This is a genomic window from Paenibacillus sp. FSL R5-0912 (assembly GCF_000758605.1).
Lineage (GTDB): Bacteria > Bacillota > Bacilli > Paenibacillales > Paenibacillaceae > Paenibacillus_AQ.
In genome coordinates this window covers 4,474,485-4,497,495 of record NZ_CP009282.1, presented here as the reverse complement: position 1 = coordinate 4,497,495, position 23,011 = coordinate 4,474,485, and the positions used below count along the sequence as shown (strand labels likewise).

The following is a 23,011-nucleotide window of genomic DNA, read 5'->3' as shown; positions in this document are numbered from 1 at the left end:
GAGGAGGGGCTTTTTGTGCAGCTATAAGATTTTTTTCGACAGCGGACACAACATTTAAGGAGCTCAATCGTTATACTGCCAAGGGGGTGCGAAAGTGGGGGCTGGAAACAGAGAGCAGCTGCTCCAATCCAAAATGGCGGAAATACGCAGATATTTAATCCGGCTTGGCGCCGGCAATGCGGATGCTGAAGATATTGTGCAGGATACAGTCTACAAAGCCTTGCTGTATATTGACGGAATTGAGGAGCATAAGTTCAGTGCCTGGCTCTACAAGGTAGCGATTAACAGCTATTATGATCTATGCCGGAGGCAGACACGGTTCCGGTATTCTGATGAAATGGAGGATTATGAAGCGCCGGAGAGCGAACTTCCGGAGTCCATGCTGCTGCAGCAGGAGCAAAAAATACTTATTGAGAAGATCCTTGGCCGAATGAATCCGGCGAACCGCCAGCTAATTCTGCTGAAGTATGAAATGGATTTCTCCTATAAACAAATTGCTGCGCTTCTGGGAGTCACAGAAGGGATAGTAAAGGCTTCTCTATATCGTGCCAGACAGCAGTTTCAACATATTTATGGAGGTAAGGCTAAATGACAGCCCCATGGGAAGGACAAGAGGATCAGAATCTGGCCCTGACACTAAAAAAAGCTAAACGTAAAAGCTTAATCCGCAGTATTGTTATTTCACTGCTCGTTACCCTTCTAACATTGACCGCGATATTCTTCGGTGCGGCACAGCTGGTGGCCCACCGCTCCGCTGAGACAAAGATGAGTGAATGGAAATATCTGATGATCAGCAGTCCCAATGAATATACGTCCAGCTATAGAGACAACCGCGGATTCTTGTCAGGAGTGCTGGAAATGAACACATACAAGATCATTGAAGGCGTACCTGTTCCGTGGAATGAGAAATGGTTCAATTATAACGAGTGGTGGTTTCCGTTTGCTACCGGAGCTTACGGGGGAACATCGAATCTGGAGGAAATCCGGCCGCCGGGGAGCACAGACAGCAATGCATACAGAAGGCAGTATAACCCGCACAATGGGCAAAAGGAGATGGCCTATTACATCCCGGGCGTGGAATACGACAGTTCAATCCTCAATGACCTTAACCTGCTTACCGCGATGGAACCGGATGAATTGGCAGAGATGGCGCTGTCTTTTGATCAACCCTATTCCTTCGAGGAGGTAAACAGAATGCTTCCCAAAGAGGCCAGACCTGTATGGTATTGGGTGGATACGTATGACGATAGCTCCGGATTCTATCTGAAACCCCACGAGAGTAGGGATGGCGTAATGATAAGCCCGCAGCCTGTGTCATCTTCCTCGAGCATCTATGGATTCGGCACCGGACCCAATGACAATGGCGGTGAGGTGTCGCCGGAGGATTTTCTCGGATTGCTTCAATCCGGGTTGGAGCACAAAGACAATTATTATAGCGAATACAGCCGGATCAGCCGGTACCTAAAAAAGGATAAGGCTGAGCCTGACGCCGCAGATGTCCGGATTCTGGGAGTTGTTGTCACCGGCTCTGCCGCAGGTCTGAAAAGCTTGAATGGACAAACCTATATCCGGGGGGCTGTGCTTGGTGCCGTAGCAGATCCCTATTAACTTGAACAAACACAGACTGATATTTTATAACCGGATTTGCATAAGGGAGTCCCCCGGAATGTCATACTACCAGGAGATAGTATGGCTGCAGCGGATGGGTGCTGTAAGCAGAAAGGGAGAGCTGCGCACAATGGACTTCACAGAAGCAAGCATGAACAGCGGCAAGAACGAAGAGATTATGCCTGGAGAGATCAAACCCGGGGTCAGTGAACCTGTGCTGCCCGGACCGGTGGGGGTTCTGAAGGAGCTGGGGCAAACGGCGGTGCCTACAGGGGAGCCGGATATTTTCTGCATGACGATTATTGGCCAGATCGAAGGACATTTCGTATTGCCGCCGCATAATAAAACTACGAAATATGAACACATCATTCCCCAACTGGTTGCCGCCGAGCAGAATAAGAATATTAAAGGGCTGCTGATTATCCTGAACACCGTCGGAGGGGATGTGGAGGCCGGGCTGGCTATTGCCGAGATGATTGCCTCCTTATCCAAGCCAACTGTGACTGTGGTAATCGGCGGCGGCCATAGCATTGGCGTCCCGATCGCGGTATCCTCCAGCTACTCCATCATTGCTGAGAGTGCAACGATGACGATCCATCCAATCCGGATGAACGGTCTTGTGATCGGAGTGCCGCAAACCTTTGAATATATGGAACGGATGCAGGAACGGATGGTTAAATTTGTAACTTCGCATTCTCGCATCACTGAGTCGCAATTTAAAGATCTGATGTTCAAAACCGGAGAGCTGAACCGTGACATCGGTACCGCTGTCGGCGGACAGGATGCCGTGAAATATGGTCTTATGGATGAGGTGGGCGGTATAGGAGCCGCTCTGGCCCATTTGAACCAAATGATTGCGGGAAACGTTTCGCTTTCGCCTGATCATCTGCCGCCGGGAGGGCTGCCGCAATGACCTTTTATACGATTCTGCCGATGGAGCAGGTGTTTGAGGGGGCTTTTCATTATGCGCTGCCGGTGCAGGAGGTCAGCTATCAGGGGATGCTGATGCAGGTCGAACCGCTTGAAGGCGGTCAGGCGCGGATTGTCAGGCTGCTTCAGTGTCCGCTCCACAGGTATCTGGACGCAGCTCTGTCCCCCGGATCGGTCATTCAATTAGACAAATAAATGCGAACATACTGCCTATAGATGCATTTTCTGACAAAAGAGAACATAGGTACGCCACGCCATTATATGGTATAATATTGTGGGGGTGGCTGGCGTGGCTAAAAAAAGAAAAAAGAAAAAGAAAAAAGCGCTGCTGGGCAGCGTTTTAAAATATGAAATCTATGGAATTCTGCTAATTACCATCTCCGTCATTGCTTTGTCAGGTGAAGCGGCTGTAGGGCGCTCTCTTTCAAGTATGGCGGGATACTTACTCGGCAGATTCTATTTTGTGCTGCCGCTGGCCGGCATTTTCTATGGACTGATGGTCATGATTCACCGTAAATGGCCGTCAACCTGGAACAGCCGGTATACCGGCGGGCTGTTGCTGCTGCTGTCCATGTGCCTAATGAGTACGATTTCGGCTATGCAGCAGAAGCTGGGACCGATCGGGATGCTGCATCCGGGCAATGTGCTGGCCCAAATACATAATGACCTTTCAGGTTCACTGTCTCCGGGTGCTGGTGAGAGCAGTGTGTACATGCTCGGCAAGGACATCAGCGGAGGGTACATCGGAGCGCTGGAGTATGCAGCTCTCCTGTGGCTGTTTGGCAATCTGGGTGCGAAGCTGCTTATGATAGTTCTGCTGGCGATCAGCTTCATGCTGATTACCAATCTGTCGTATGTGGAGCTGTTTACGCTGCTCCGGGTAAGAGCGGTTAAGCTGGTGGAAGGAATTAAGCTCAGATCAGCCAACCGCCCTGCAGCGGTTCCGGTAGTGCCCAGGGCTGCAAGAAACAGCACACCTGCTGCACCACAGCCGGCAGATGATGATGACTACTACGAGGACGATGAAGAAGAGAATAATAATCAGCTGCCTAGACGTGCACAGCCGAACCTGCTGGGAAGAGTGGCCGGCTGGTTCAGCGGCTCTGCCCGTAATCAGCAGCAACCCGGGACGGAAGAATATGATGACGGGGAAATGCCGGATGTAATCCTGACAGAACCGCGGAACGGTCCGATAATATCAGGGCTTGCGGCAGGCAGGGGAATGCCGCCGGAGGATTTCTGCGAGGATGAATTCCCCGAAGAAGATCTGGAGCCGGTTACGCCTATCATCCGCGACTTCTTCGAGCACATCCGCTCGGAAGGTCTGAACGCGGAGGACCGGGAGGAGTGGAGCGAGTTCTCGCCGGCTGCACGCGGCGGTGCTGTTACAGGTGTGGGCGATGAAGCTCTCCCTGCTGCTGCCGGACATCCTGCAGCGGCGGATAAAGCTGCAGAGGACGGACTTCCTGTAGAACTGGAAGGGCTGCTGGGAACGGCAGAGAATGGTGAAGTGGTTCCGGCAATTCCGCCACCTCCGCCTCCCAAGCCGTACAAGCTTCCATCCTTCCGGCTTTTGGCCAAGCCTAATAACGGAGCTAAGGCTGGAGACCAGAATGACTACATGCAGACGGCCCGTAAGCTGGAAGCTACACTTGAGAGCTTCGGTGTCAGGGCGAAGGTGCTTGAGGTGGTCCGTGGACCGGCTGTTACCCGGTATGAGATTCAGCCGGATATCGGCGTCAAGGTCAGCCGGATTGTCAATCTTACCGATGATATCGCGCTGGCGCTGGCAGCCAAGGACATCCGGATGGAGGCGCCGATTCCGGGCAAGTCCGCCATCGGTATTGAAGTACCGAACTCCGAGGTCTCAATTGTAACCATGCGGGAAGTGATGGAAACGCAGATTTTTCAGGAGGCGGAGTCACGGTTGTCGATTGCGTTCGGGCGGGATATCTCCGGCCAGACGATTATAGGCAATCTGGCCAAGATGCCCCATCTGCTGGTAGCGGGGGCTACCGGTTCCGGTAAATCCGTCTGCATTAACGGCATTATCACCAGTATCCTGTATAAGGCGAAGCCTAATGAAGTGAAGTTCCTCATGGTTGACCCCAAGATGGTCGAGCTGAATGTATATAACGGCATTCCGCATCTGCTTGCACCGGTGGTTACCGATCCCAAGCGAGCCAGTCTTGCTTTGAAGAAGATAGTAGTGGAGATGGAGAAGCGCTATGAGCTGTTCTCCAAGTCAGGCACACGTAATATGGAAGGCTATAATACATTAATGAAAGATAATCCGGCTGCGATATTGCCCTACATTGTAGTAATTGTGGACGAGCTTGCCGATCTGATGATGGTGGCGGCGAATGATGTCGAGGATGCGATCTGCCGGCTTGCCCAGATGGCGCGGGCGGCGGGAATTCATCTGATCATCGCCACACAGCGTCCTTCCGTGGACGTCATTACCGGACTGATTAAGGCGAATATTCCTTCGCGGATTGCATTTGGAGTATCCTCGAATGTGGATTCACGGACCATTCTGGATATGCCGGGTGCAGAGAAACTGCTGGGACGCGGGGATATGCTGTTCCTGCCAATGGGGGCTTCCAAGCCGATCCGTGTTCAGGGGGCCTTCATGAGTGATCAGGAGGTCGAAACGATTGTGCATTATGTAAGCAGCCAGGGTGAAGCAAATTATGATGAATCCCTTGTTCCTGAAGTGGATGATACCCTATCGGAAGATCAGGATCCGCAGGATGAATTATATGAACAAGCTGTCCAGATTGTGCTTGAAGCCAAGCAAGCCTCGGTGTCGCTGCTTCAGCGGCGCATGCGGGTCGGTTACACCCGTGCTGCACGCTTAATCGATGCCATGGAGGCTAGAAGCGTGATCGGGCCTTACGAGGGCAGCAAGCCGCGTGAGGTGCTGATGTCACTCGAACAGTATCAGCATAACAGAATCAGTTCATAACCCCAAAAAGATGACCCGTAGAAGTAATACGGGTCATCTTTTTAAGTTAGGAAATTTGTGGTTAATCTACATTTACTATATGTACTGGCTGGAAGGCGGTACAGCAACGGAGGTTCTCCCGAAGTGAAAGGGTCTTGCGGATATCAATAACTTCTATTAAAGCGTGGTTCCACATTACAATGTGGTCCTTCAGATTCATGATTCTTCTCAACTCCTGCTGGTTCATAACCCAAGTATAGTTGATAATTGTTCTCAGTTGCAATGGATTTGGTCTTGCCAGTCTTACGGTAATGCATAGGATGTCTTGTCAGTCGTCATAATAACTTTAGCCATTCATGCAGAACTTACAAGAGAAAGGTAGAGCGAACCCCTATGACAAAACATAAGCAGTGGATCTTGGCCGTACTAACCCTTGGCTTGGCTGCCGCACCGTTTGCCGGCGTATTCTTTGAAGATCGCGGCGTGACTTACGCCCAATCGTATGCTGCAGCGCCAGTTATAACGGAAACTCCTGACGAAGGGGAAGAAGCATTGCCCGCATTTGGAACAACGCCGCTGAAGCTTGGATCTTCCGGGCAGGATGTGTATGAGCTCCAGGGGAGACTTAAGCATCTGGGCTATTATGCCGGTGCTATTGACAGCCAGTTCGGGGCCAAAACGAAAAATGCCGTCACCTGGTTCCAGTGGAAATTCGGCTTGAAGTCCGACGGAGTCGTTGGTGCCAAAACAAAGCTCAAACTGTACAATGCAACAACAGCCTGGAAACCTACCGCCTCCAAGACATCAACCGCCACAAAGGATACACCATCCGGCACAGCGGCAAAAAAGAATGATACAGCAAAAACGAATACAGCAGAGCTGTCTTCCGGCAATACGATGGGGCTATCCGAAAATGATCTGAAAATCATGGCTAATGCCGTATACGGTGAATCACGCGGGGAACCGTTTGAAGGACAGGTAGCCGTAGCGGCGGTCATTCTCAACCGGGTGAAATCACCAAGCTTTCCCAATACGCCTTCGGGGGTGATTTTTCAACCGGGGGCCTTCACGGCTGTTGCTGACGGGCAAATTTATCTGGAGCCTAATGAACAGGCGCGAAAAGCTGTACAACAGGCGCTGAATGGCTGGGACCCCTCCGGTGGCTGCATCTATTATTTCAATCCCAAGACGGCCACCTCCAAGTGGATCTGGAGCCGGCCGCAGGTGAAGACGATCGGTGAGCATATTTTCTGTATGTAGCTGTAGGAATGTTTTTGCACCAAGGCATTAAAGGCAGCATGACAGCGTCCGTATAAATCTTTTCTGAGAGCAACCGGTACGCTGTCTTCCGGTTGCTTCCTTACTTTGGAATGGTTTAGAATGGATAATACTTCATAAACTTGTTGTATAGCATCTACCCTCGCCGCAAAGGAGTTTTGGACTTGACAAATAATGGATTTCAACATGGCAGTGCCGCAGGCATGCGCATACACGTTCTGCCTACCAAGGCGTTCAAGACGTTCGCCATCTCACTTTATGCCGGCGTTCCGCTTGACGAAAGTACCGTCACCTCTACAGCGCTGGTTCCTTTTGTGCTCCGCCGGGGCACAGCCTCTTACCCTGAAACCACACAGTTCCGCGAACGCCTTGAAGAGCTTTATGGTGCCGGTTTCGGCTTCGATATTTATAAACGCGGCGATTATCAGATTGTGCAATTCCGGATGGACACGATCAATGACTCCTTCGTTCAGAGCAAGGAGAGCCTGCTTGGAGAATCTTTTGCTTTTCTCGGAGAAGTATTGACCCGGCCTTTGCTAGAGGATGGAAGCTTCCGCGCATCTTATGTGGCGACTGAACGCGAGACCGTCCGCAAGAAGCTGGAAGCGATTGTGAATGATAAAATCCGTTACGCGGCAGAACGCTGCATTGAGGAAATGTGCCGCCTTGAACCCTACCGTCTGCATCCGCTCGGACAAAGAGCCGATCTGGATACCATCACCCCTGAATCGCTGTACCAGTCCTATAATTCCTGGCTGAATGGAGCGACCCTTGATCTGTACGTGGTAGGTGATACTACACCGGAAGAAGTAGAGAAGCTGATCATTGCCAATTTCGGCCGTGCCCATCATTCCGAATCTGCGCCGTACACCTCAGACTTCACCCCGGTAACGGTTACGGAAGTGCGGACGGTGGAGGAGAAGCTGGATGTCAATCAAGGCAAGCTGAATATGGGTCTGCGCACCTCAATCACGTACAAGGATGACAGATACGCTTCTGCGCTCATGTACAACGGCATTCTGGGCGGATATCCGCATTCGAAGCTGTTCGTCAACGTGCGCGAGAAAGAGAGCCTGGCCTATTATGCTTCCTCACGCTACGACGGGCATAAGGGCATCGGGACGATTCAATCGGGAATCGAAACCCAGAATTACGGTAAGGCCGTTGATATTATCCGCAAGCAGCTGGATGAGCTGAAGGCCGGGAATATCAGTGATCTGGAGCTGAGCCAGACCAAAGCGATGATCCGCAACCTTTTGTCCGAAATTCAAGATTCAGCATTTGAGATGATTTCGTTTGATTTCAACCGCCAGTTATCAGGCAAAGACCGTTCTGCACAGGAACTGATGGACCAGGTTGACCACATCGGGGCGGAAGAAGTGAAGGCAGCGGCAGACACCTTCCAGCTTGATACGATTTATTTCCTGACAGGGAAGGAGGAATAGCGGTGGAAAAGCTTCATTACGAAAGGCTTCAAGAAACACTCTATCATGAGGTTATGGATAACGGTCTGCAGGTGTATGTGCTGCCGAAGCCGTCTTTTCTCAAAACCTACGCTACCTTTGCGACCAAATATGGTTCGGTAGACAATCACTTTAAGGTAGCTGGCGGAGAAGAAACCACAGTGCCTGACGGTATCGCTCACTTCCTGGAGCACAAAATGTTCGAAGAGCCGGAAGGCGATATCTTTGCCACCTTTGCTTCAAACGGCGCTTCTGCGAATGCATTCACCAGCTTTGACCAGACGGTATACCTTTTCTCAGCGACGGAGAATATTGAGCAGAATCTCAGTACCCTCGTTGATTTTGTGCAGCGTCCTTATTTCACGGATGAGAATGTGGAGAAGGAAAAAGGAATCATCGGCCAGGAGATTAACATGTATGCGGATAACCCGGACTGGCGTGTGTATTTCGGGCTCATTGAAGCGATGTATGCCAAACATCCGGTTCATATTGACATTGCCGGAACCATTGAGTCGATCGCTACCATTACCAAAGAAACGTTGTATACCTGTTACAACTCCTTCTACCATCCCAGTAACATGCTGCTGTTCATTGTCGGCGGTGTCGATCCTGAGCAGGTAATTGAACTGATCCGCAACAATCAAAAGGGTAAAAACTATGAGAAGCAGGGTGAAATCACCCGTATCTTCGAGCAGGAGCCGCATGAGGTGGCATCGAAGCATGTGGAGAGCCGCCTCGCGGTCTCCATTCCCAAAATGATGTTCGGGTTCAAGGAAAAGGTAGATGGCCTCACAGGTGAGGCGGCAGTTCGCCGTGATCTGACCACCAGACTGATGCTGGATCTGCTGCTCGGCAGCAGTACGGCGCTGTATCAGAAGCTCTATGATGAGGAGTTGATCTCGGACAGCTTCGGCCATGAATTCAACAGCTCCCCGCAGTATGCGTTCTCGGCAATCGGTGGCGATACCAAAGATCCGGGCCTGCTGCTTGACCGGATCAAAGAAGAGATTGGACATATCCAGGAGACGGGCTTCGCCGAGAAGGATTTCGAGCGTGCCCGCAAAAAGAAAATCGGCGGCTATCTGCGTATGCTGAATTCGCCGGAGAGCATTGCCCATGAGTTCACCCGCTACCAGTTCCGCGGCGGAGATCTGTTCGAAGTGCTTCCCCTTTATGAATCGATCACACTGGAGGAAGTGAATGACCGGCTGCGTAATCATGTGGACTGGGAGCAGTTGGCCGTATCGCTTGTGGTGAGTCCTTAATGGCATTACCGGGAGAGGACAGCAAAGCGATTGGAGAAATGACAGTGCTTATTACCGGAGGCAGCGGGGGAATCGGCGGAGCCATCGCCGAGCGATTTGCTTCGGTAGGCATGAACATTGTGATTCATTATTTGAATTCGCATGAAGCGGCGAATGATGTTGCCCGGCGGTGCATGGCGCTGGGGGCAAAGGTGATGACTGTGGCTGCGGACATGAAGGACCGCAGCCAGCTTGTGCGTATGGCCGAGCGGCTTGAGGCCAGCGGCATGATGCCGGATATTCTGGTCAACAATGCCGGGAAGGCGCATTATGGCATGCTTGCAGACGTAACGGAGGAAGAGTGGGACGATATTATGGCGGTGAATCTGAAGGGCACCTTTTTGTGCAGCCAGATTTTTATGCCTTATATGGTCTCCCAGCGTTACGGGCGGATTATTAATGTATCTTCCGTATGGGGGATTTCGGGCGCATCCTGTGAAGTGGCGTATTCGGCCAGCAAGGGCGGAGTAAATGCCTTTACCAAGGCGCTGGCGAAGGAGCTGGCGCCTTCCAAGGTCACAGTGAATGCTGTTGCACCGGGAGCGGTCCACACGGCCATGCTGGCCAATCTGCAGGCGGATGAGGTAAAGATGCTGGAGGATGAGATCCCTGCGGGGAGGCTTGCATCTCCTGAAGATATTTCATCGCTGGTTTATTTTCTTGCGCTGCCTGAATCGGGCTATATTACCGGCCAGATCATCAGTCCGAACGGCGGCTGGATTACTTAAGGCCAGGCAGCATGAGTTCTGGAGAAATGCTCCAGCATAAGAACTTCCGGCTTGAGACATATTATAACTGTTGCTTTTAAATCTCAATATCATTACAACTTGAGGAGGATTTAAGATGTCAACAGATTCCGTAGTGAAGAACTTTGATACCTGGAAAAGCTTTTTGGGAGACCGGGTCATTCAGGCTGAAAAAATGGGGATGAGCGACGAGACCATCACCAAGCTGGCTTTTGAAATCGGGGAATTCCTCGATAAGAAGGTCGATCCGGGCAACTATTCCAACCGGGCCATCAAAGAGCTCTGGGATGTCGGAACGGATGATGAGAAGCATACCATTGCTGGACTCATGGTCAAACTGGCAAAGAAAAACGCATAAGCACGCGGAAGAAGCTCCCCTAGCGGGAGCTTTTCTGCAATTATTACAACAGTGTCCTTGCCTTTCAATTTTTTTTTATATATCATTAACATGACCCGTGTAGCGAAAGTGACATGCAGGGAAAAGGAATCTATGAGGTGCGCAAAAGTGGAATATAAACAATGGTATATGGAGTACAAGATACATAAGAACAGACCCGGTCTCCTTGGAGATATCGCTTCAATGCTGGGAATGCTGGAAGTCAATATCCTGACGATTAACGGTGTTGAAGGCAAAACCCGCGGGATGCTGCTGGAAACAAGTGACGATGAGAAGATCATGCTGATGGGCGAGATGCTCAAAAAAGTTGATAATATAACGGTTACGGCATTGCGCACTCCACGGCTTGTGGATAGGCTTGCTGTCCGGCATGGACGATATATTGACCGCGATTCGGATGACCGCAAGACCTTCCGCTTCACCCGCGATGAGCTCGGACTGCTGGTGGATTTCCTCGGTGAATTGTTTAAGCGGGAAGGGAATCAGGTTATAGGTCTACGAGGCATGCCGCGTGTAGGGAAGACGGAATCTATTATTGCCGGCAGTGTATGTGCCATGAAGCGCTGGACCTTTGTCTCATCGACGCTGCTGCGGCAGACGGTACGGAGCCAACTGGCGGATGATGAGCTGAACCCGAATAATGTATTCATCATTGACGGAATTGTCAGCACTATACGTTCGAATGAGAAGCATTACAACCTGCTGCAGAACGTTATGAGTATGCCGAGCACCAAGGTGATTGAGCACCCGGATATTTTTGTGCGGGAATCCGAGTACACCTTTGATGATTTCGATATCATTATCGAGCTGCGCAATATGCCGAACGAAGAGATATTGTACGAGTCGTTTACGACAAGCTACAGTGATGATCTTTAATATATACAATATTTTTAGGAGGTGATGGTATGTCGGAACTGGGCCGGCATTTGAAGGAGGCGCGTCTGCAAAAAGGGATGAGTCTTGATGATGTCCAGGAAGTAACAAAGATCCGCAAAAAATATTTGGAAGCCATCGAAGCAGGTGACTATAAAGTGCTTCCGGGAAGTTTCTATGTCCGGGCCTTTATCAAAACCTATGCTGAAGCGGTCGGGGTAAACCCGGATGAACTGATGGAGGAGCACGGCAATGTGCCTGCGGCTCCGGTCGATACCACCATGGAGACAGTGATCCAGAAGCGGAGCCGCAAGCCTGAAACGGAACGGAATGCCAAGTGGCTGCCTACCTTGCTGATGTGGACCTTTCCTGTCTTAATCCTTGTGGTCATCTATCTGTATGCATCTTCAACGATGAATAAAGAAGAGGCGGACAAAACGGATTCAGGGAATTTAACTGCCGCTACGCAAGATCCGGCGAAGGTTCAACCATCAGCCACAGCGGCCGGCGGCGGTGCAGCAGCTACAGCTACTACGGATACTGGAGCAACTGCGACTGTTGCACCAACTGCTACTCCAGTGCCTTCCCCGACTCCGTCCACGCAGTCCATAACGGTTACAGAGGACCGCAAGTCGGGCAAAACGACAATCTATAAGGTTACGGCACCTGCGGGAAGCTCGGTTCAGGTAGAGATTGCCGCAACGGGAGTCAGCTGGCTTGAAGTCTACCAGGGCGAGAACTCCAAGGGGGAGAAGCTAAGCTTCGGGAACACTAAGGCTGGCGATAATATGAGCTTTACGCTCGGAAGTGCAGGAATGTACATCAAATCCGGATATTCCCCGGCTACTACAATTTCAGTGAACGGACAAGTTATTACCGATGGCAAAACATCGTCCCGGCTGCTTCTGGAGCTGGATGACGGAACTTCTGCCTCCGGCACTGATGGTGCAGCTGCTGACGGTGAGAGTACCACTACCGAATAGCAAATCCAATGTATAGGTTTCGGCGGATTGGAGAACCTAGGAATGATTTACAGTTCATACTCCAAAGTGAGGTGTATTCTCTCATGACCGTCAGCTGGATCGTAACAGGGCTTGGCATTATTGTCAGTCTCCTCGGATATTATCTGACACCGAGTGCCTGGGGCTATGGTATTCTGGGCTTCGGACTGGCACATATTGTGCTCGGGATTCTGGATATGTTCCGGGCTCCTGCACGTAGCAGATAATGCCTGGATTGAGCGTCTCCCGGAGTTTGCTTCGGGAGACGTGTTTTTTATTATGTAATCCTTAATACATAGTTATACGCTCTGTCTCTTATATGTTCTATCTCAGGAAGCCAAGGCCCCACATTGTGGGGTTATTTTGTAATGCCGGCGCTGCTTTTCTTTCCAGTATTAGACTTAAGAGTCCCTTTCTCATATAATAGGAACAGACTAAATGTAAGCAAAGGACGTGGAATCATGAGTTCGGAAAGTTCATTCGACATTGTATCCAAAATGGATATGCAGGAATTGACCAATGCGGTTCACCAGACGGAGAAGGAAATTGATAACCGCTTCGATTTCAAGAACAGCAAAAGCAGTCTAAAGCTGGAAAAAGATGCGTTGATCATTGCTTCAGAGGATGAATACAAGCTTAATGCGGTTATCGATATCCTGCAGTCGAAAATGGTTAAGCGCGGAATTACATTGAAAAATATGGATTTCGGCAAAGTAGAACCCGCCTCACTGGGCACTGTACGCCAGCGTCTGGGCCTGAAGCAGGGAATTGATCAGGAGAACGCGAAGAAGATTAACATCTTGATCCGCGACTCCAAGTTGAAGGTGAAGAGCACCATTCAGGGTGATCAGATCCGTGTTACCGGCAAAAGCCGCGATGATCTCCAGCAAATTATCCAGCTCCTGCGCAAAGCTGATTTGCCGCTCGATCTGCAGTTTAACAATTTAAAGTAAGCTTACGTACCCCGCAGTGTATACGCATCTTACTTTGCGGGGTGTTTTATGTTTTTTTGACACTTATTTATGGCTATAATATACTAGCTAAAGCAGTTTTGAAGGAAATTGTGGAATATCGGATTCGTATGGATCAGGGGAGGAACTTCAGTGAATTTGCCCAACCGCATCACGCTTGCACGTATTTGTCTTATCCCGATTATGATGTTTTTTCTGCTGGTGGATTTCAGCTTCTATCCGGAACCGATACATTGGGGCTCATTTCAGCTTTCAATTAATCATTTGATTGCAGCTGTTATTTTCCTGCTTGCCGCCAGTACAGATGGAATAGACGGGTACATAGCCAGAAAGTATAACATGGTCACCAATCTCGGCAAACTGCTGGACCCGCTTGCAGACAAGCTGCTGGTCTCTGCAGTATTGATCTCGCTGGTTGAGCTGGGAAGATGCGATTCCTGGATTGCCATTGTCATCATCAGCCGCGAATTTGCCGTGACCGGCCTGCGCCAGGTGGCACTGCTTGAAGGCAAAGTAGTGGCCGCTAGCAAATGGGGCAAGATAAAGACTGTCACTCAGATTGTCGCAATATCGCTGCTTCTGCTCAACAATTTCCCGTTCCAGTTCGTCAGCATCCCGGTGGATGATATTGCAATTTGGGCTGCAGCGATTATCACCATCTATTCGGGGATTGATTATTTTGTGAAGAACAAGGACTTGCTGCAGCTACATAATGCCTGAAGTTTGCCGAGCTGCTTGATTTTTGCATGATTTCTACAATCAGGAGGAGAACGCCAGCTATGAAAGCGGAAATTATTGCCGTTGGAACAGAACTTTTGCTTGGACAGATTGTAAACAGCAATGCCCAGTTTCTTTCAATAGAGCTGGCTGCGTTAGGGATTGATGTATATTTTCAGACCGTAGTTGGTGACAACAAGAACCGTCTTCTGGAAGCGATTGAGATTGCACAGAACCGTGCGGATATTATATTGTTCACCGGTGGAATCGGACCGACAGAAGATGATCTGACCAAAGATGCACTGGCTGCGGCGCTTGGCCGTACCCTTCATATCGACCAGCTTGCTATGGATCATGTGCAGCGCTTCTTCGATGACCGCAAGATTATCATGACTGAGAATAACCGCAAGCAGGCGCTGGTGATTGAAGGGACGACACCGTTGTCTAATGAAATCGGCCTTGCGGTAGGTATTGCTTTTGCAGAAGATAACAAGTATTACATCGTGCTGCCGGGTCCTCCCCGGGAGATGAAGCCGATGTTCACAGATAAAGCCAAGCCTTGGCTGCAGCAGCATGCACTGACCAGCGAAATGCCGATCTACTCCAAGATGCTTAAGTTTGCAGGCATTGGCGAATCGCTGCTGGAGGACAAGCTGATTGACCTGATCCGCGGCCAGAGCGATCCTACGATTGCTCCTTACGCCAAGGAAGGCGAGGTGACAGTGCGTATTTCCACCAAAGCCCCGTCCGAGCGTGAGGCTATGGTTAAGCTTGATGTGCTGGAGAAGAAGATTGCCGAAATTCTGCCAGAGAATCTGTATGCCAATATTGATGTGCCGCTGGAACAGCTGATTGTCGACTGGATGGCGGATGCAGGCCTGACGCTTAGTGCTGCTGAGAGCTGCACGGGCGGACTGCTTATGGAGAGCATTACGAACATCCCGGGCAGTGCATCCATGTTCGCCGGGGGAATCGTCTGTTATTCGAACGATTTGAAGAAGAAGCTGCTGAATGTGCCTTCAGCTATGCTGGAGGGTCCTGATGCACCCGGAGCGGTCAGCCGTGAGGTAGCCGAAGTGCTGGCAGAGCAGGTGCGGATGATCGGGGATTGTGACTTTGGCTTGTCTGTTACCGGTGTAGCCGGGCCGGGCTATTCCGAACGGAAGCCTGTGGGGCTTGTGTTCGTCGGACTGGCCGAACGCGGCCGGAAGACGGAAGTATACGAGCTGAATCTCAAGGGAACCCGTGAGAACATCCGCCTGCGTACAGTCAAGGCTTTGCTGTACCGCCTCTGGCGCCGGCTGGAGGAACGCAAAGTGGCAACCCCGCTTGAAGGATCGGCCTTGCAATAATCAACCGGGCCGGTATATAATTTGTTCATACGGAAGAACCGTGGCATAGAAATTCTCTGCTGCGGTTCTTTGTTTATATTCCCCGCTGGCGTGACCTCTATGATCCACCGCGTGAGACCTTTTGAGGATTAAGCTTGTGTGTCTATCATCCGGAAGGAGGCTTACAATAAAAGGGAGTATTAACCCGGGAGACAAAAAAAACGAATGTATGTTCGAAAAAAAGCTTGGCAAGACCTCCAAAACACGTTATTATAATACTATAAACAGTGAAGGAAGTGGTCTGATTGTCAGATCGTCGTGCAGCGCTTGATATGGCGCTTCGTCAAATAGAAAAACAATTCGGTAAAGGTTCGATCATGAAACTGGGAGAATCCACTCACATGAAAGTGGAAGTAGTACCTAGCGGATCTTTGGCACTTGATATTGCACTAGGTATTGGCGGACTTCCCAAAGGACGCATTATTGAAGTATACGGACCGGAATCATCCGGTAAGACGACCGTTGCACTTCATGCTATCGCAGAAGTACAAAAGCTTGGCGGACAAGCTGCTTTCATCGATGCGGAGCATGCCCTTGACCCTAAGTATGCGAATGCGCTTGGCGTTAACATTGATGAATTGCTGCTATCCCAGCCGGATACGGGCGAACAGGCACTGGAAATTGCTGAAGCACTCGTTCGCAGTGGGGCTGTAGACATCATCGTTGTGGACTCCGTTGCCGCATTGGTACCGAAGGCCGAAATCGAAGGCGACATGGGAGATTCCCATGTAGGTTTGCAGGCACGTCTGATGTCCCAGGCCTTGCGTAAGCTTTCGGGTGCCATTAACAAATCCAACACGATTGCCATCTTCATTAACCAGCTTCGTGAGAAGATCGGAGTTATGTTCGGTAACCCTGAGACCACTCCGGGTGGACGCGCTCTGAAATTCTACTCCTCCGTTCGTCTCGACGTACGCCGGGTAGAGAGCATTAAGATGGGGAACGATGTTGTGGGTAACCGCACCAAGATCAAAGTCGTGAAGAACAAGGTGGCGCCTCCGTTTAAGCAAGCGGATGTGGATATCATGTACGGCGAAGGGATTTCCAGAGAGGGAAGCCTTGTGGATATCGGTACTGAGATGGATATCGTTAACAAGAGCGGTGCCTGGTATTCTTATGAAGGTGAGCGTCTTGGCCAAGGTCGTGAGAACTCCAAGCAGTTCCTGAAAGAACATCAGGATATTGCCCTGTTGATCGAGAATAAGATCCGCGAAGCAAGTAACTTATCTACTCTGGTAGCTGCACCAACAGAAGCTGATGTGGTTGCAGAACAAGAGGAAGAAGAGAAATTGCTGCTTGAGATTGAATAAGGTAAGTTGCAGGTCCTTAGCAATTTAATTTTAATAATGAAGATAAGATATAAGGCGCCCTGTGATGAATGAGCAGGGCGCTTTTTCGTAAATTAAACGGCATTATGTCTATGTTAACGAGGTGAATGACAATTATGGTGATACAATTGGATTCTGAGCCGGATGAACAGGATGTACAGATTCTGGCCGATTTTCCCGAAGATGAAGAGCTCATAATCACGCGCGTAGAGCGGCTGAAGAAGTCGAACTACCGTTATTTGATTCATTTCGGTGCCTATAAGATGACTGTTCATGAAGATGTCATGATTAAATACCGGATGATTTCCGGAAGCTCGTTTGTGAAGGCGGATCTGGAGGAAATTGTTGCTGCTGATGAACGCCAGCGGGCCTACGTAGAAGGTCTGAGATATCTGGAACGTAAGCCCAGAACGGCACAGGAAATGGCCCGCCGTTTACGGGAGAAGGAAATAGGGGAGACTGTTATTGCCGAAGTTCTGCTGCGGCTGCAGGAGGAGCGGCTTCTGGATGACCCCCTGTATGCCAAGCAGTGGGCGGAACAGCGCATAACGAACCAGCGCAAGGGCAAAATGTGGATCCGCCAGGAGCTCCGCGAGAAGGGGATTGATAAATCGCTGATCTCTGAAGCACTCGATCAGATCACCCCTGAGCAGGAAATGGAGGGCGCACTGCAGACCGGGCGGAAGAAATGGAATTTGCTCCGCGGAGATATAAATGAGAAGCGGCGCAAGACGGGCGCCTTTCTGATGCGCAGAGGTTTCTCCGGTGAAATGGTACGCCAGGTGATCCAGATTCTACGTGCGGAAGAGGATTCTGCGGGGGAAGAAGAGGAGATTTTCGATCTGGATTGATTCTCTTGACTTTAATGCGTTTATCGACTCTCTTGACAATGTCTTTTTATAAATAATAAAATATAACATGAATCGGCATAAACTAAGAATCCTTTTTCCTTCCCAAAAAGCAGACTCTTATGTTCCGGTTCGCGTACAACTCATATGAAATGTAATCGCCGGATAAGGCGGGCAGTGTGCATGTGCAGCATGTGCAGTATGGCAATCGGTGTATTACCGGTTTTTTGTATGGTGATGAACGGATAGTTTAACAACTGCACAAATACCCAAGGGTAAGCCTTGGAGGATATCAACGAGGAGGTGAACAGATGGAAACAGTGATCTGGGTCATTATCGTTCTCGTTGTAGCTGCAGCATTCTTTGGATTCGGTTATTTTATTCGTAAATCCCTTGCAGAAGCTAAGATTTCAAGCGCAGAGAAAGAAGCCGTAGTCATCGTGGAGAACGCGAAGAAAGAGGCGGAGGCGCTGAAGAAGGAAACGGTACTCGAGGCTAAGGACGAAGTTCATAGAATCCGTACCGAAGCTGAGAAAGAAACTCGTGAACGTCGGAATGAAATCCAACGGCAAGAGAGACGTTTGCTGCAAAAGGAAGAATCGCTGGATAAAAAAATGGAATCGCTTGAACGAAAAGAAGAACAAGTAGCTAACAAAGAGAAACGAATTGATGAAACCCAACAGCAGATTGATGTTATTTACAAGAATCAGGTTACTGAGCTGGAACGTATCTCCAATCTGAGCATCGATGATGCCAGAAGTATCATTCTCAGCAATGTTGAACAGGAAGTTCGCCATGAAACTGCTCAGATGATTAAGGAAATAGAACAGCAGGCCAAGGAAGAAGCGGACAAGAAAGCCCGCGAGATTATTACACTGGCTATTCAACGCTGTGCAGCTGATCATGTGGCAGAAACCACGGTTTCTGTTGTTACATTGCCGAATGAAGAGATGAAAGGCCGGATTATTGGCCGCGAAGGCCGTAACATCCGCGCCCTGGAAACTCTTACGGGGATTGATCTTATTATTGATGATACGCCGGAAGCGGTTATACTGTCAGGATTTGATCCGATCCGCCGTGAGGTGGCCCGTACAGCACTTGAGAAACTGGTAGCTGATGGACGTATCCATCCGGCACGGATTGAAGAAATGGTGGAGAAATCCCGTAAAGAAGTGGATGAGCGGATTCGTGAATACGGTGAACAAGCTACCTTCGAGGTTGGCGTTCACGGCTTGCATCCGGATCTGATCAAAATTCTGGGCCGTCTGAAATTCCGTACGAGCTACGGTCAAAACGTACTTAAGCACTCCATGGAGGTTGCTTATTTGACTGGACTTATGGCCGGTGAGCTTGGGGAAGACATCGTGCTTGCAAAACGTGCCGGACTGCTGCATGATATCGGCAAAGCGCTTGATCATGAAGTAGAAGGCTCGCATGTTGAAATCGGCGTCGAACTGGCGAAGAAGTACAAAGAACATCCGGTGGTTATCAACAGTATCGCGTCCCATCACGGAGATTGCGAAGCTACCTCGGTGATTGCTATGCTGGTCGGAGCTGCTGATGCATTGTCAGCTGCACGTCCCGGCGCACGCCGCGAAACCCTGGAAACGTACATCAAACGTCTGGAGAAGCTGGAGGAGATCTCGGAGTCCTTCGAAGGCGTTGAGAAATCCTACGCTATCCAAGCAGGCCGCGAGGTCCGCGTAATGGTACAGCCAGAGAAGATTGATGATGCGGAAGCATTCCGTCTGGCTCGTGACATTACGAAGATGATCGAGAGTGAGCTGGATTATCCGGGTCATATCAAGGTTACCGTTATTCGTGAGACACGTGCTGTAGAATATGCTAAATAAGCAAGGAAATCGGCCCCCCTGCGGGGCCTTTTTTCTTTCATACAAAACTTTTAGGAGGAGAAAATCATTAAAGTTTTATTTATCGGTGACATCGTTGGCAATACGGGCAGAAAGGCACTGCGTGAAATGCTGCCATCTCTGAAAAGTAAATATCAGCCGCATATTATTATTGCCAATGGTGAGAATGCAGCAGCCGGAAGAGGCATCACAGCGGCTATTGCCAATGAATTCTTCAACTGGGGTGTGCACGGGATTACGATGGGCAATCACACCTGGGACAACAAGGATATCTTTGAGTTCATTGATGACGAGCCGCGGATCATCCGTCCGGCTAATTTTCCGCCGGGGACTCCGGGCAGAGGGTACACAGTCGTTAAAGGCAACGGCAAACAGCTGGCAATTGTGAACCTGCAGGGCCGCACCTTCCTTCCGGCAATTGATGATCCTTTCCGCATTGGCGAGGAGATTGTGGAAGAGCTGCGCAGAGAGCATAAATGTATTCTGGTTGATTTCCATGCTGAAGCTACCTCCGAAAAAATTGCAATGGGCTATTTCATGGACGGCCTCGCCTCGATCGTTGTTGGTACGCACACTCATGTACAGAGCAATGATGATGTAATCCTGCCTGGAGGCACGGCTTATTTAACAGATGCGGGCATGGTTGGTTCAAGAGAAGGAATTCTGGGTATGGAAAAGGATGCGATCATCTATAAATTTACAACTCAGCTTCCCTCCCGGTTTGTAGTCGACGAAGGCAAATGGCAGCTGCACGGTTTATTTGCAGAACTTGATGAAGCTACAGGTAAGGCGACACGACTGGAGAAGATCCGGCTGCGTGAAGATGAATGGGTGATGAGCTAGAGGATTTACAAAAAATCAGGGTTTTCGGGAAAAGTCGCTTGTTTTGGGTGAAGTGTGATATTTATTATATCGAAAAAGAGTATCTTTTGAACTAATTTCTCCAGAGAGGTCCGCAAAAAGAAGGAATTAAATCTTCTCTCGCGAATAACATCTACTGTAGTGGAAGAAGAACACCATCATTTTCCCAGGGGAGGTACTTACTATGGATGTATTAAAAGTATCAGCTAAATCCAATCCGAATTCCGTTGCTGGCGCACTAGCAGGTGTTCTTCGCGAACGTGGATCGGCCGAGCTACAAGCTATTGGAGCAGGAGCACTGAACCAGGCAGTCAAAGCAGTTGCCATCGCCCGGGGATTTGTCGCACCTAGCGGAGTCGACTTGATCTGTATCCCGGCTTTTACGGATATAGTGATTGATGGGGAAGACCGGACGGCGATCAAACTTATTGTTGAACCCAGATAATTATATGACCTTTTTAGATTGAGCCTGTTTACACTGTAAACAGGTTTTTGTATTTTTGGGGTGCCCCACTTTGTGGGGTTATTTTGATATATAGAATTTATAAGCTCTGCCTGATAACTTATCCTTCTATTTCTCGCTTAGACACCCCGTTCCTTGAAGGATGGCGTAGCCGTGTTCACTTACTGTCCCGTCTCTTCCCTGATGCTGTGGCATACACTTATAAATAAGAGATTCCACCGTTATTCTGTTCTTCAAGAGAAGGGAGATGATCTTTACAGTGAGTGTCAAGAAGCTGAGAGTGGCGGATTTCCACTGCGATGCTTTAAGCAAGCTGCAGGCCAGTCCGGAGATAGATTTCAAGAATGACCCTCGTCTGGACGTGACGGCAGAACGGCTGGTGGAGGGGAATGTCGAACTTCAGGTTTTTGCGGTTTATTTGTCGGCGGACCGCGGAAGAGCGAAGTTTGAGGATGTTCTCGGGCAAATTGAATTATTCCGGCAGAAGGTAGTTGGTCCAGGGGGCCTGCAGTGGCTCCGCTGGAAGGAAGAGGCAGATGAACAGATACTTACAGCCCCTGCCTTCGGGATGCTCTCTCTGGAGGGTGTGGACGGTCTGGAGGGCAATCTGTTCTATGCACAGCTATGCTTTGAGTTGGGAGTGCGTTTCCTGGGGGTAACCTGGAATTACGCCAACTGGGCTGCGGATGGTGTGCTGGAGCAGCGCAATGGCGGTTTCACGGAGAAGGGGAGGAGGCTGATCGAGTGGTGCAACGGAAGCGGCATGCTGCTGGATGTGTCCCATCTGGCACCGGCAGGCTTCTGGGAGCTGGCGGAGCGCAGTAAGCGCCCGTTCATAGCTTCACATTCCAATAGCGCGGCCATCTGCGGCCATCCGCGGAATTTGAGTGACGGGCAGATTCAGGCGCTGATTGCGATGGACGGGCGGATGGGATTAACCTTTGTCCCCTGGTTTGTACGCGACGGGGGAGGGGCGAAGGTGGATGATGTGCGGAGGCATATTGAACATGTCTGCGCGCTGGGAGGCTCGAAGCAGCTCATGTTCGGCTCAGATTTTGACGGCATTGAGATGTGGGTCGAGGGCCTTGAGCATCCGGGGAAATATGCGGAGTTTACCGACTTGCTGCTGAGGTACTACCCTGAGGATGAGGTGAAAGGCTGGTTGTGCGGGAATGCGCTGACTTTCCTAAGAACGCATCTGCCTTCTTCTGCGGGAGCGAATCCGCTGTCCCCACCAGAGGGATAATAAAATGGCAAAACTATGACAATCCATTTATCGAATCGTAAAATGTCGAAAAAAAGGCGCTCATTGTGATGAGGGTCTTTTTTTTTATGAGTAATAAGATGTATAATGTTCAGTGGCTTGTACAGATACTAGAGAAAATACAAGGAGTGACTTAAAAATGAGCAAGACTGTATCCGTAGGTGTGTCGGCCCGACATATTCACCTTACGCAGGAGCATGTGGAAGCATTGTTTGGAGCAGGTTACCAATTGACTGAGTTCAAACCCCTTTCCCAACCAGGACAATTCGCAGCAAATGAGCAAGTAGCAGTAATCGGTACCAAAGGTAAGTTCGACAAAGTGAGAATTCTCGGCCCGGCCCGTCCGGCTTCCCAGCTGGAAGTATCGCGCACAGACGCATTCAGCCTCGGCGTGAAGGCACCTGTACGTGAATCCGGCCATATTGAAGGAACACCAGGCATTACTATCAAAGGTCCAGCCGGTGAAGTTGAACTGGAGACTGGTGTCATCGTGGCTGCCCGTCACATCCACTTCCACACTTCTGAAGCAGAAGCTTGGGGCATTGCCGACAAGCAGCTCCTGAAGGTACGCCTTGGCGGCGAACGCGGCCTTGTGCTGGAGAACGTAATCGCCCGTGTATCCGACAATTTCAAGCTTGATATGCATATCGACACCGACGAAGCTAACGCTGCAGGTGCCAATAACGGCGATACTGCTGAAATCGTAGATTAGTCTTATAATAGTATTGCAAGGCAACGGGCAGGGGAGAA

Annotated in this window: 23 protein-coding genes; all 23 read left to right on the top strand. The window is 50.0% G+C overall.

Annotated features, from left to right (window positions below; translation table 11 throughout):
* Positions 1–94 precede the first annotated feature (94 nt).
* The 23 genes from R50912_RS18935 to pduL all read left to right on the top strand — a co-directional run bounded on the left by R50912_RS18935 (position 95) and on the right by pduL (position 22,973).
* On the top strand, positions 95–592 hold the full coding sequence (locus R50912_RS18935) for an RNA polymerase sigma factor (RefSeq protein ID WP_231637675.1): 498 nt from the start codon (positions 95–97) through the stop codon (positions 590–592).
* Positions 589–1,608: an anti sigma factor C-terminal domain-containing protein gene (locus R50912_RS18930; protein ID WP_052416492.1), complete on the top strand. Its 1,020-nt coding sequence runs from the start codon at positions 589–591 to the stop codon at positions 1,606–1,608. The genes R50912_RS18935 and R50912_RS18930 overlap by 4 nt, the downstream gene beginning before the upstream one ends.
* Positions 1,609–1,786: 178 nt before the next feature.
* A complete protein-coding gene (locus R50912_RS18925; protein WP_231637907.1) occupies positions 1,787–2,521 on the top strand; it encodes a ClpP family protease in 735 nt (244 codons plus the stop codon).
* Positions 2,518–2,733, top strand: coding sequence for a YlzJ-like family protein (locus tag R50912_RS18920; RefSeq protein ID WP_042237086.1), 216 nt, complete (start codon positions 2,518–2,520; stop codon positions 2,731–2,733). The genes R50912_RS18925 and R50912_RS18920 overlap by 4 nt, the downstream gene beginning before the upstream one ends.
* Positions 2,734–2,827: 94 nt before the next feature.
* Positions 2,828–5,506 (top strand): FtsK/SpoIIIE family DNA translocase, encoded by a 2,679-nt coding sequence (locus tag R50912_RS18915; protein WP_042237084.1) that lies wholly within the window; start codon positions 2,828–2,830, stop codon positions 5,504–5,506.
* A 372-nt stretch (positions 5,507–5,878) separates the two neighbouring features.
* Positions 5,879–6,745 (top strand): spore cortex-lytic enzyme, encoded by an 867-nt coding sequence (gene sleB / locus R50912_RS18910; protein WP_081956571.1) that lies wholly within the window; start codon positions 5,879–5,881, stop codon positions 6,743–6,745.
* 182 nt (positions 6,746–6,927) lie between these two features.
* Complete coding sequence (gene yfmF / locus R50912_RS18905; RefSeq protein ID WP_042237082.1) at positions 6,928–8,208, top strand: EF-P 5-aminopentanol modification-associated protein YfmF; 1,281 nt, start codon at positions 6,928–6,930, stop codon at positions 8,206–8,208.
* Between the two features lie 2 nt (positions 8,209–8,210).
* Complete coding sequence (yfmH, locus tag R50912_RS18900; protein ID WP_042237079.1) at positions 8,211–9,491, top strand: EF-P 5-aminopentanol modification-associated protein YfmH; 1,281 nt, start codon at positions 8,211–8,213, stop codon at positions 9,489–9,491.
* On the top strand, positions 9,491–10,258 hold the full coding sequence (ymfI, locus tag R50912_RS18895; protein WP_042237078.1) for an elongation factor P 5-aminopentanone reductase: 768 nt from the start codon (positions 9,491–9,493) through the stop codon (positions 10,256–10,258). The genes yfmH and ymfI overlap by 1 nt, the downstream gene beginning before the upstream one ends.
* Positions 10,259–10,373: 115 nt before the next feature.
* Positions 10,374–10,634, top strand: a complete 261-nt coding sequence (locus tag R50912_RS18890) for a DUF3243 domain-containing protein (RefSeq protein ID WP_036692667.1) — start codon at positions 10,374–10,376, stop codon at positions 10,632–10,634.
* A gap of 147 nt (positions 10,635–10,781) precedes the next feature.
* Positions 10,782–11,549, top strand: coding sequence for a DUF3388 domain-containing protein (locus R50912_RS18885; protein ID WP_042237076.1), 768 nt, complete (start codon positions 10,782–10,784; stop codon positions 11,547–11,549).
* Between the two features lie 29 nt (positions 11,550–11,578).
* The gene (locus tag R50912_RS18880) at positions 11,579–12,529 is read left to right on the top strand and encodes a RodZ domain-containing protein (RefSeq protein WP_042237074.1); all 951 of its coding nucleotides are present in this window, start codon (positions 11,579–11,581) and stop codon (positions 12,527–12,529) included.
* A gap of 83 nt (positions 12,530–12,612) precedes the next feature.
* On the top strand, positions 12,613–12,774 hold the full coding sequence (locus R50912_RS35635; RefSeq protein ID WP_167347618.1) for a hypothetical protein: 162 nt from the start codon (positions 12,613–12,615) through the stop codon (positions 12,772–12,774).
* A gap of 234 nt (positions 12,775–13,008) precedes the next feature.
* Positions 13,009–13,500, top strand: coding sequence for a YajQ family cyclic di-GMP-binding protein (locus tag R50912_RS18875; RefSeq protein ID WP_042138080.1), 492 nt, complete (start codon positions 13,009–13,011; stop codon positions 13,498–13,500).
* Between the two features lie 150 nt (positions 13,501–13,650).
* Positions 13,651–14,238, top strand: coding sequence for a CDP-diacylglycerol--glycerol-3-phosphate 3-phosphatidyltransferase (gene pgsA / locus R50912_RS18870; protein ID WP_039294770.1), 588 nt, complete (start codon positions 13,651–13,653; stop codon positions 14,236–14,238).
* A gap of 59 nt (positions 14,239–14,297) precedes the next feature.
* A complete protein-coding gene (locus tag R50912_RS18865) occupies positions 14,298–15,587 on the top strand; it encodes a competence/damage-inducible protein A (RefSeq protein WP_042237073.1) in 1,290 nt (429 codons plus the stop codon).
* A gap of 284 nt (positions 15,588–15,871) precedes the next feature.
* Positions 15,872–16,936 (top strand): recombinase RecA, encoded by a 1,065-nt coding sequence (gene recA / locus R50912_RS18860; protein ID WP_042138075.1) that lies wholly within the window; start codon positions 15,872–15,874, stop codon positions 16,934–16,936.
* A gap of 134 nt (positions 16,937–17,070) precedes the next feature.
* A complete protein-coding gene (locus R50912_RS18855; RefSeq protein WP_042237070.1) occupies positions 17,071–17,805 on the top strand; it encodes a regulatory protein RecX in 735 nt (244 codons plus the stop codon).
* A gap of 308 nt (positions 17,806–18,113) precedes the next feature.
* Positions 18,114–19,655 (top strand): ribonuclease Y, encoded by a 1,542-nt coding sequence (gene rny, locus R50912_RS18850; RefSeq protein WP_042237068.1) that lies wholly within the window; start codon positions 18,114–18,116, stop codon positions 19,653–19,655.
* A 66-nt stretch (positions 19,656–19,721) separates the two neighbouring features.
* A complete protein-coding gene (locus tag R50912_RS18845) occupies positions 19,722–20,516 on the top strand; it encodes a TIGR00282 family metallophosphoesterase (protein ID WP_039294761.1) in 795 nt (264 codons plus the stop codon).
* 202 nt (positions 20,517–20,718) lie between these two features.
* Positions 20,719–20,979, top strand: coding sequence for a stage V sporulation protein S (locus tag R50912_RS18840; RefSeq protein WP_019910496.1), 261 nt, complete (start codon positions 20,719–20,721; stop codon positions 20,977–20,979).
* Between the two features lie 265 nt (positions 20,980–21,244).
* On the top strand, positions 21,245–22,243 hold the full coding sequence (locus tag R50912_RS18835; protein WP_042237067.1) for a dipeptidase: 999 nt from the start codon (positions 21,245–21,247) through the stop codon (positions 22,241–22,243).
* A gap of 157 nt (positions 22,244–22,400) precedes the next feature.
* Entirely contained in the window at positions 22,401–22,973 is a 573-nt protein-coding gene (gene pduL / locus R50912_RS18830) for a phosphate propanoyltransferase (RefSeq protein ID WP_039294751.1), read from the top strand.
* Positions 22,974–23,011: the final 38 nt, after the last annotated feature.

Bases quoted from the DNA above. Each gene is read 5' to 3' on its own strand.
- R50912_RS18930 (WP_052416492.1), top strand. From the start codon at position 589: ATGACAGCCCCATGGGAAGGACAAGAGGATCAGAATCTGGCCCTGACA.
- R50912_RS18925 (WP_231637907.1), top strand. From the start codon at position 1,787: ATGCCTGGAGAGATCAAACCCGGGGTCAGTGAACCTGTGCTGCCCGGA.
- R50912_RS18920 (WP_042237086.1), top strand. From the start codon at position 2,518: ATGACCTTTTATACGATTCTGCCGATGGAGCAGGTGTTTGAGGGGGCT.
- sleB (WP_081956571.1), top strand. From the start codon at position 5,879: ATGACAAAACATAAGCAGTGGATCTTGGCCGTACTAACCCTTGGCTTG.
- ymfI (WP_042237078.1), top strand. From the start codon at position 9,491: ATGGCATTACCGGGAGAGGACAGCAAAGCGATTGGAGAAATGACAGTG.
- R50912_RS18890 (WP_036692667.1), top strand. From the start codon at position 10,374: ATGTCAACAGATTCCGTAGTGAAGAACTTTGATACCTGGAAAAGCTTT.
- R50912_RS18880 (WP_042237074.1), top strand. From the start codon at position 11,579: ATGTCGGAACTGGGCCGGCATTTGAAGGAGGCGCGTCTGCAAAAAGGG.
- R50912_RS35635 (WP_167347618.1), top strand. From the start codon at position 12,613: ATGACCGTCAGCTGGATCGTAACAGGGCTTGGCATTATTGTCAGTCTC.
- R50912_RS18875 (WP_042138080.1), top strand. From the start codon at position 13,009: ATGAGTTCGGAAAGTTCATTCGACATTGTATCCAAAATGGATATGCAG.
- R50912_RS18865 (WP_042237073.1), top strand. From the start codon at position 14,298: ATGAAAGCGGAAATTATTGCCGTTGGAACAGAACTTTTGCTTGGACAG.
- R50912_RS18855 (WP_042237070.1), top strand. From the start codon at position 17,071: ATGGTGATACAATTGGATTCTGAGCCGGATGAACAGGATGTACAGATT.
- rny (WP_042237068.1), top strand. From the start codon at position 18,114: ATGGAAACAGTGATCTGGGTCATTATCGTTCTCGTTGTAGCTGCAGCA.
- R50912_RS18840 (WP_019910496.1), top strand. From the start codon at position 20,719: ATGGATGTATTAAAAGTATCAGCTAAATCCAATCCGAATTCCGTTGCT.
- R50912_RS18835 (WP_042237067.1), top strand. From the start codon at position 21,245: ATGATCTTTACAGTGAGTGTCAAGAAGCTGAGAGTGGCGGATTTCCAC.
- pduL (WP_039294751.1), top strand. From the start codon at position 22,401: ATGAGCAAGACTGTATCCGTAGGTGTGTCGGCCCGACATATTCACCTT.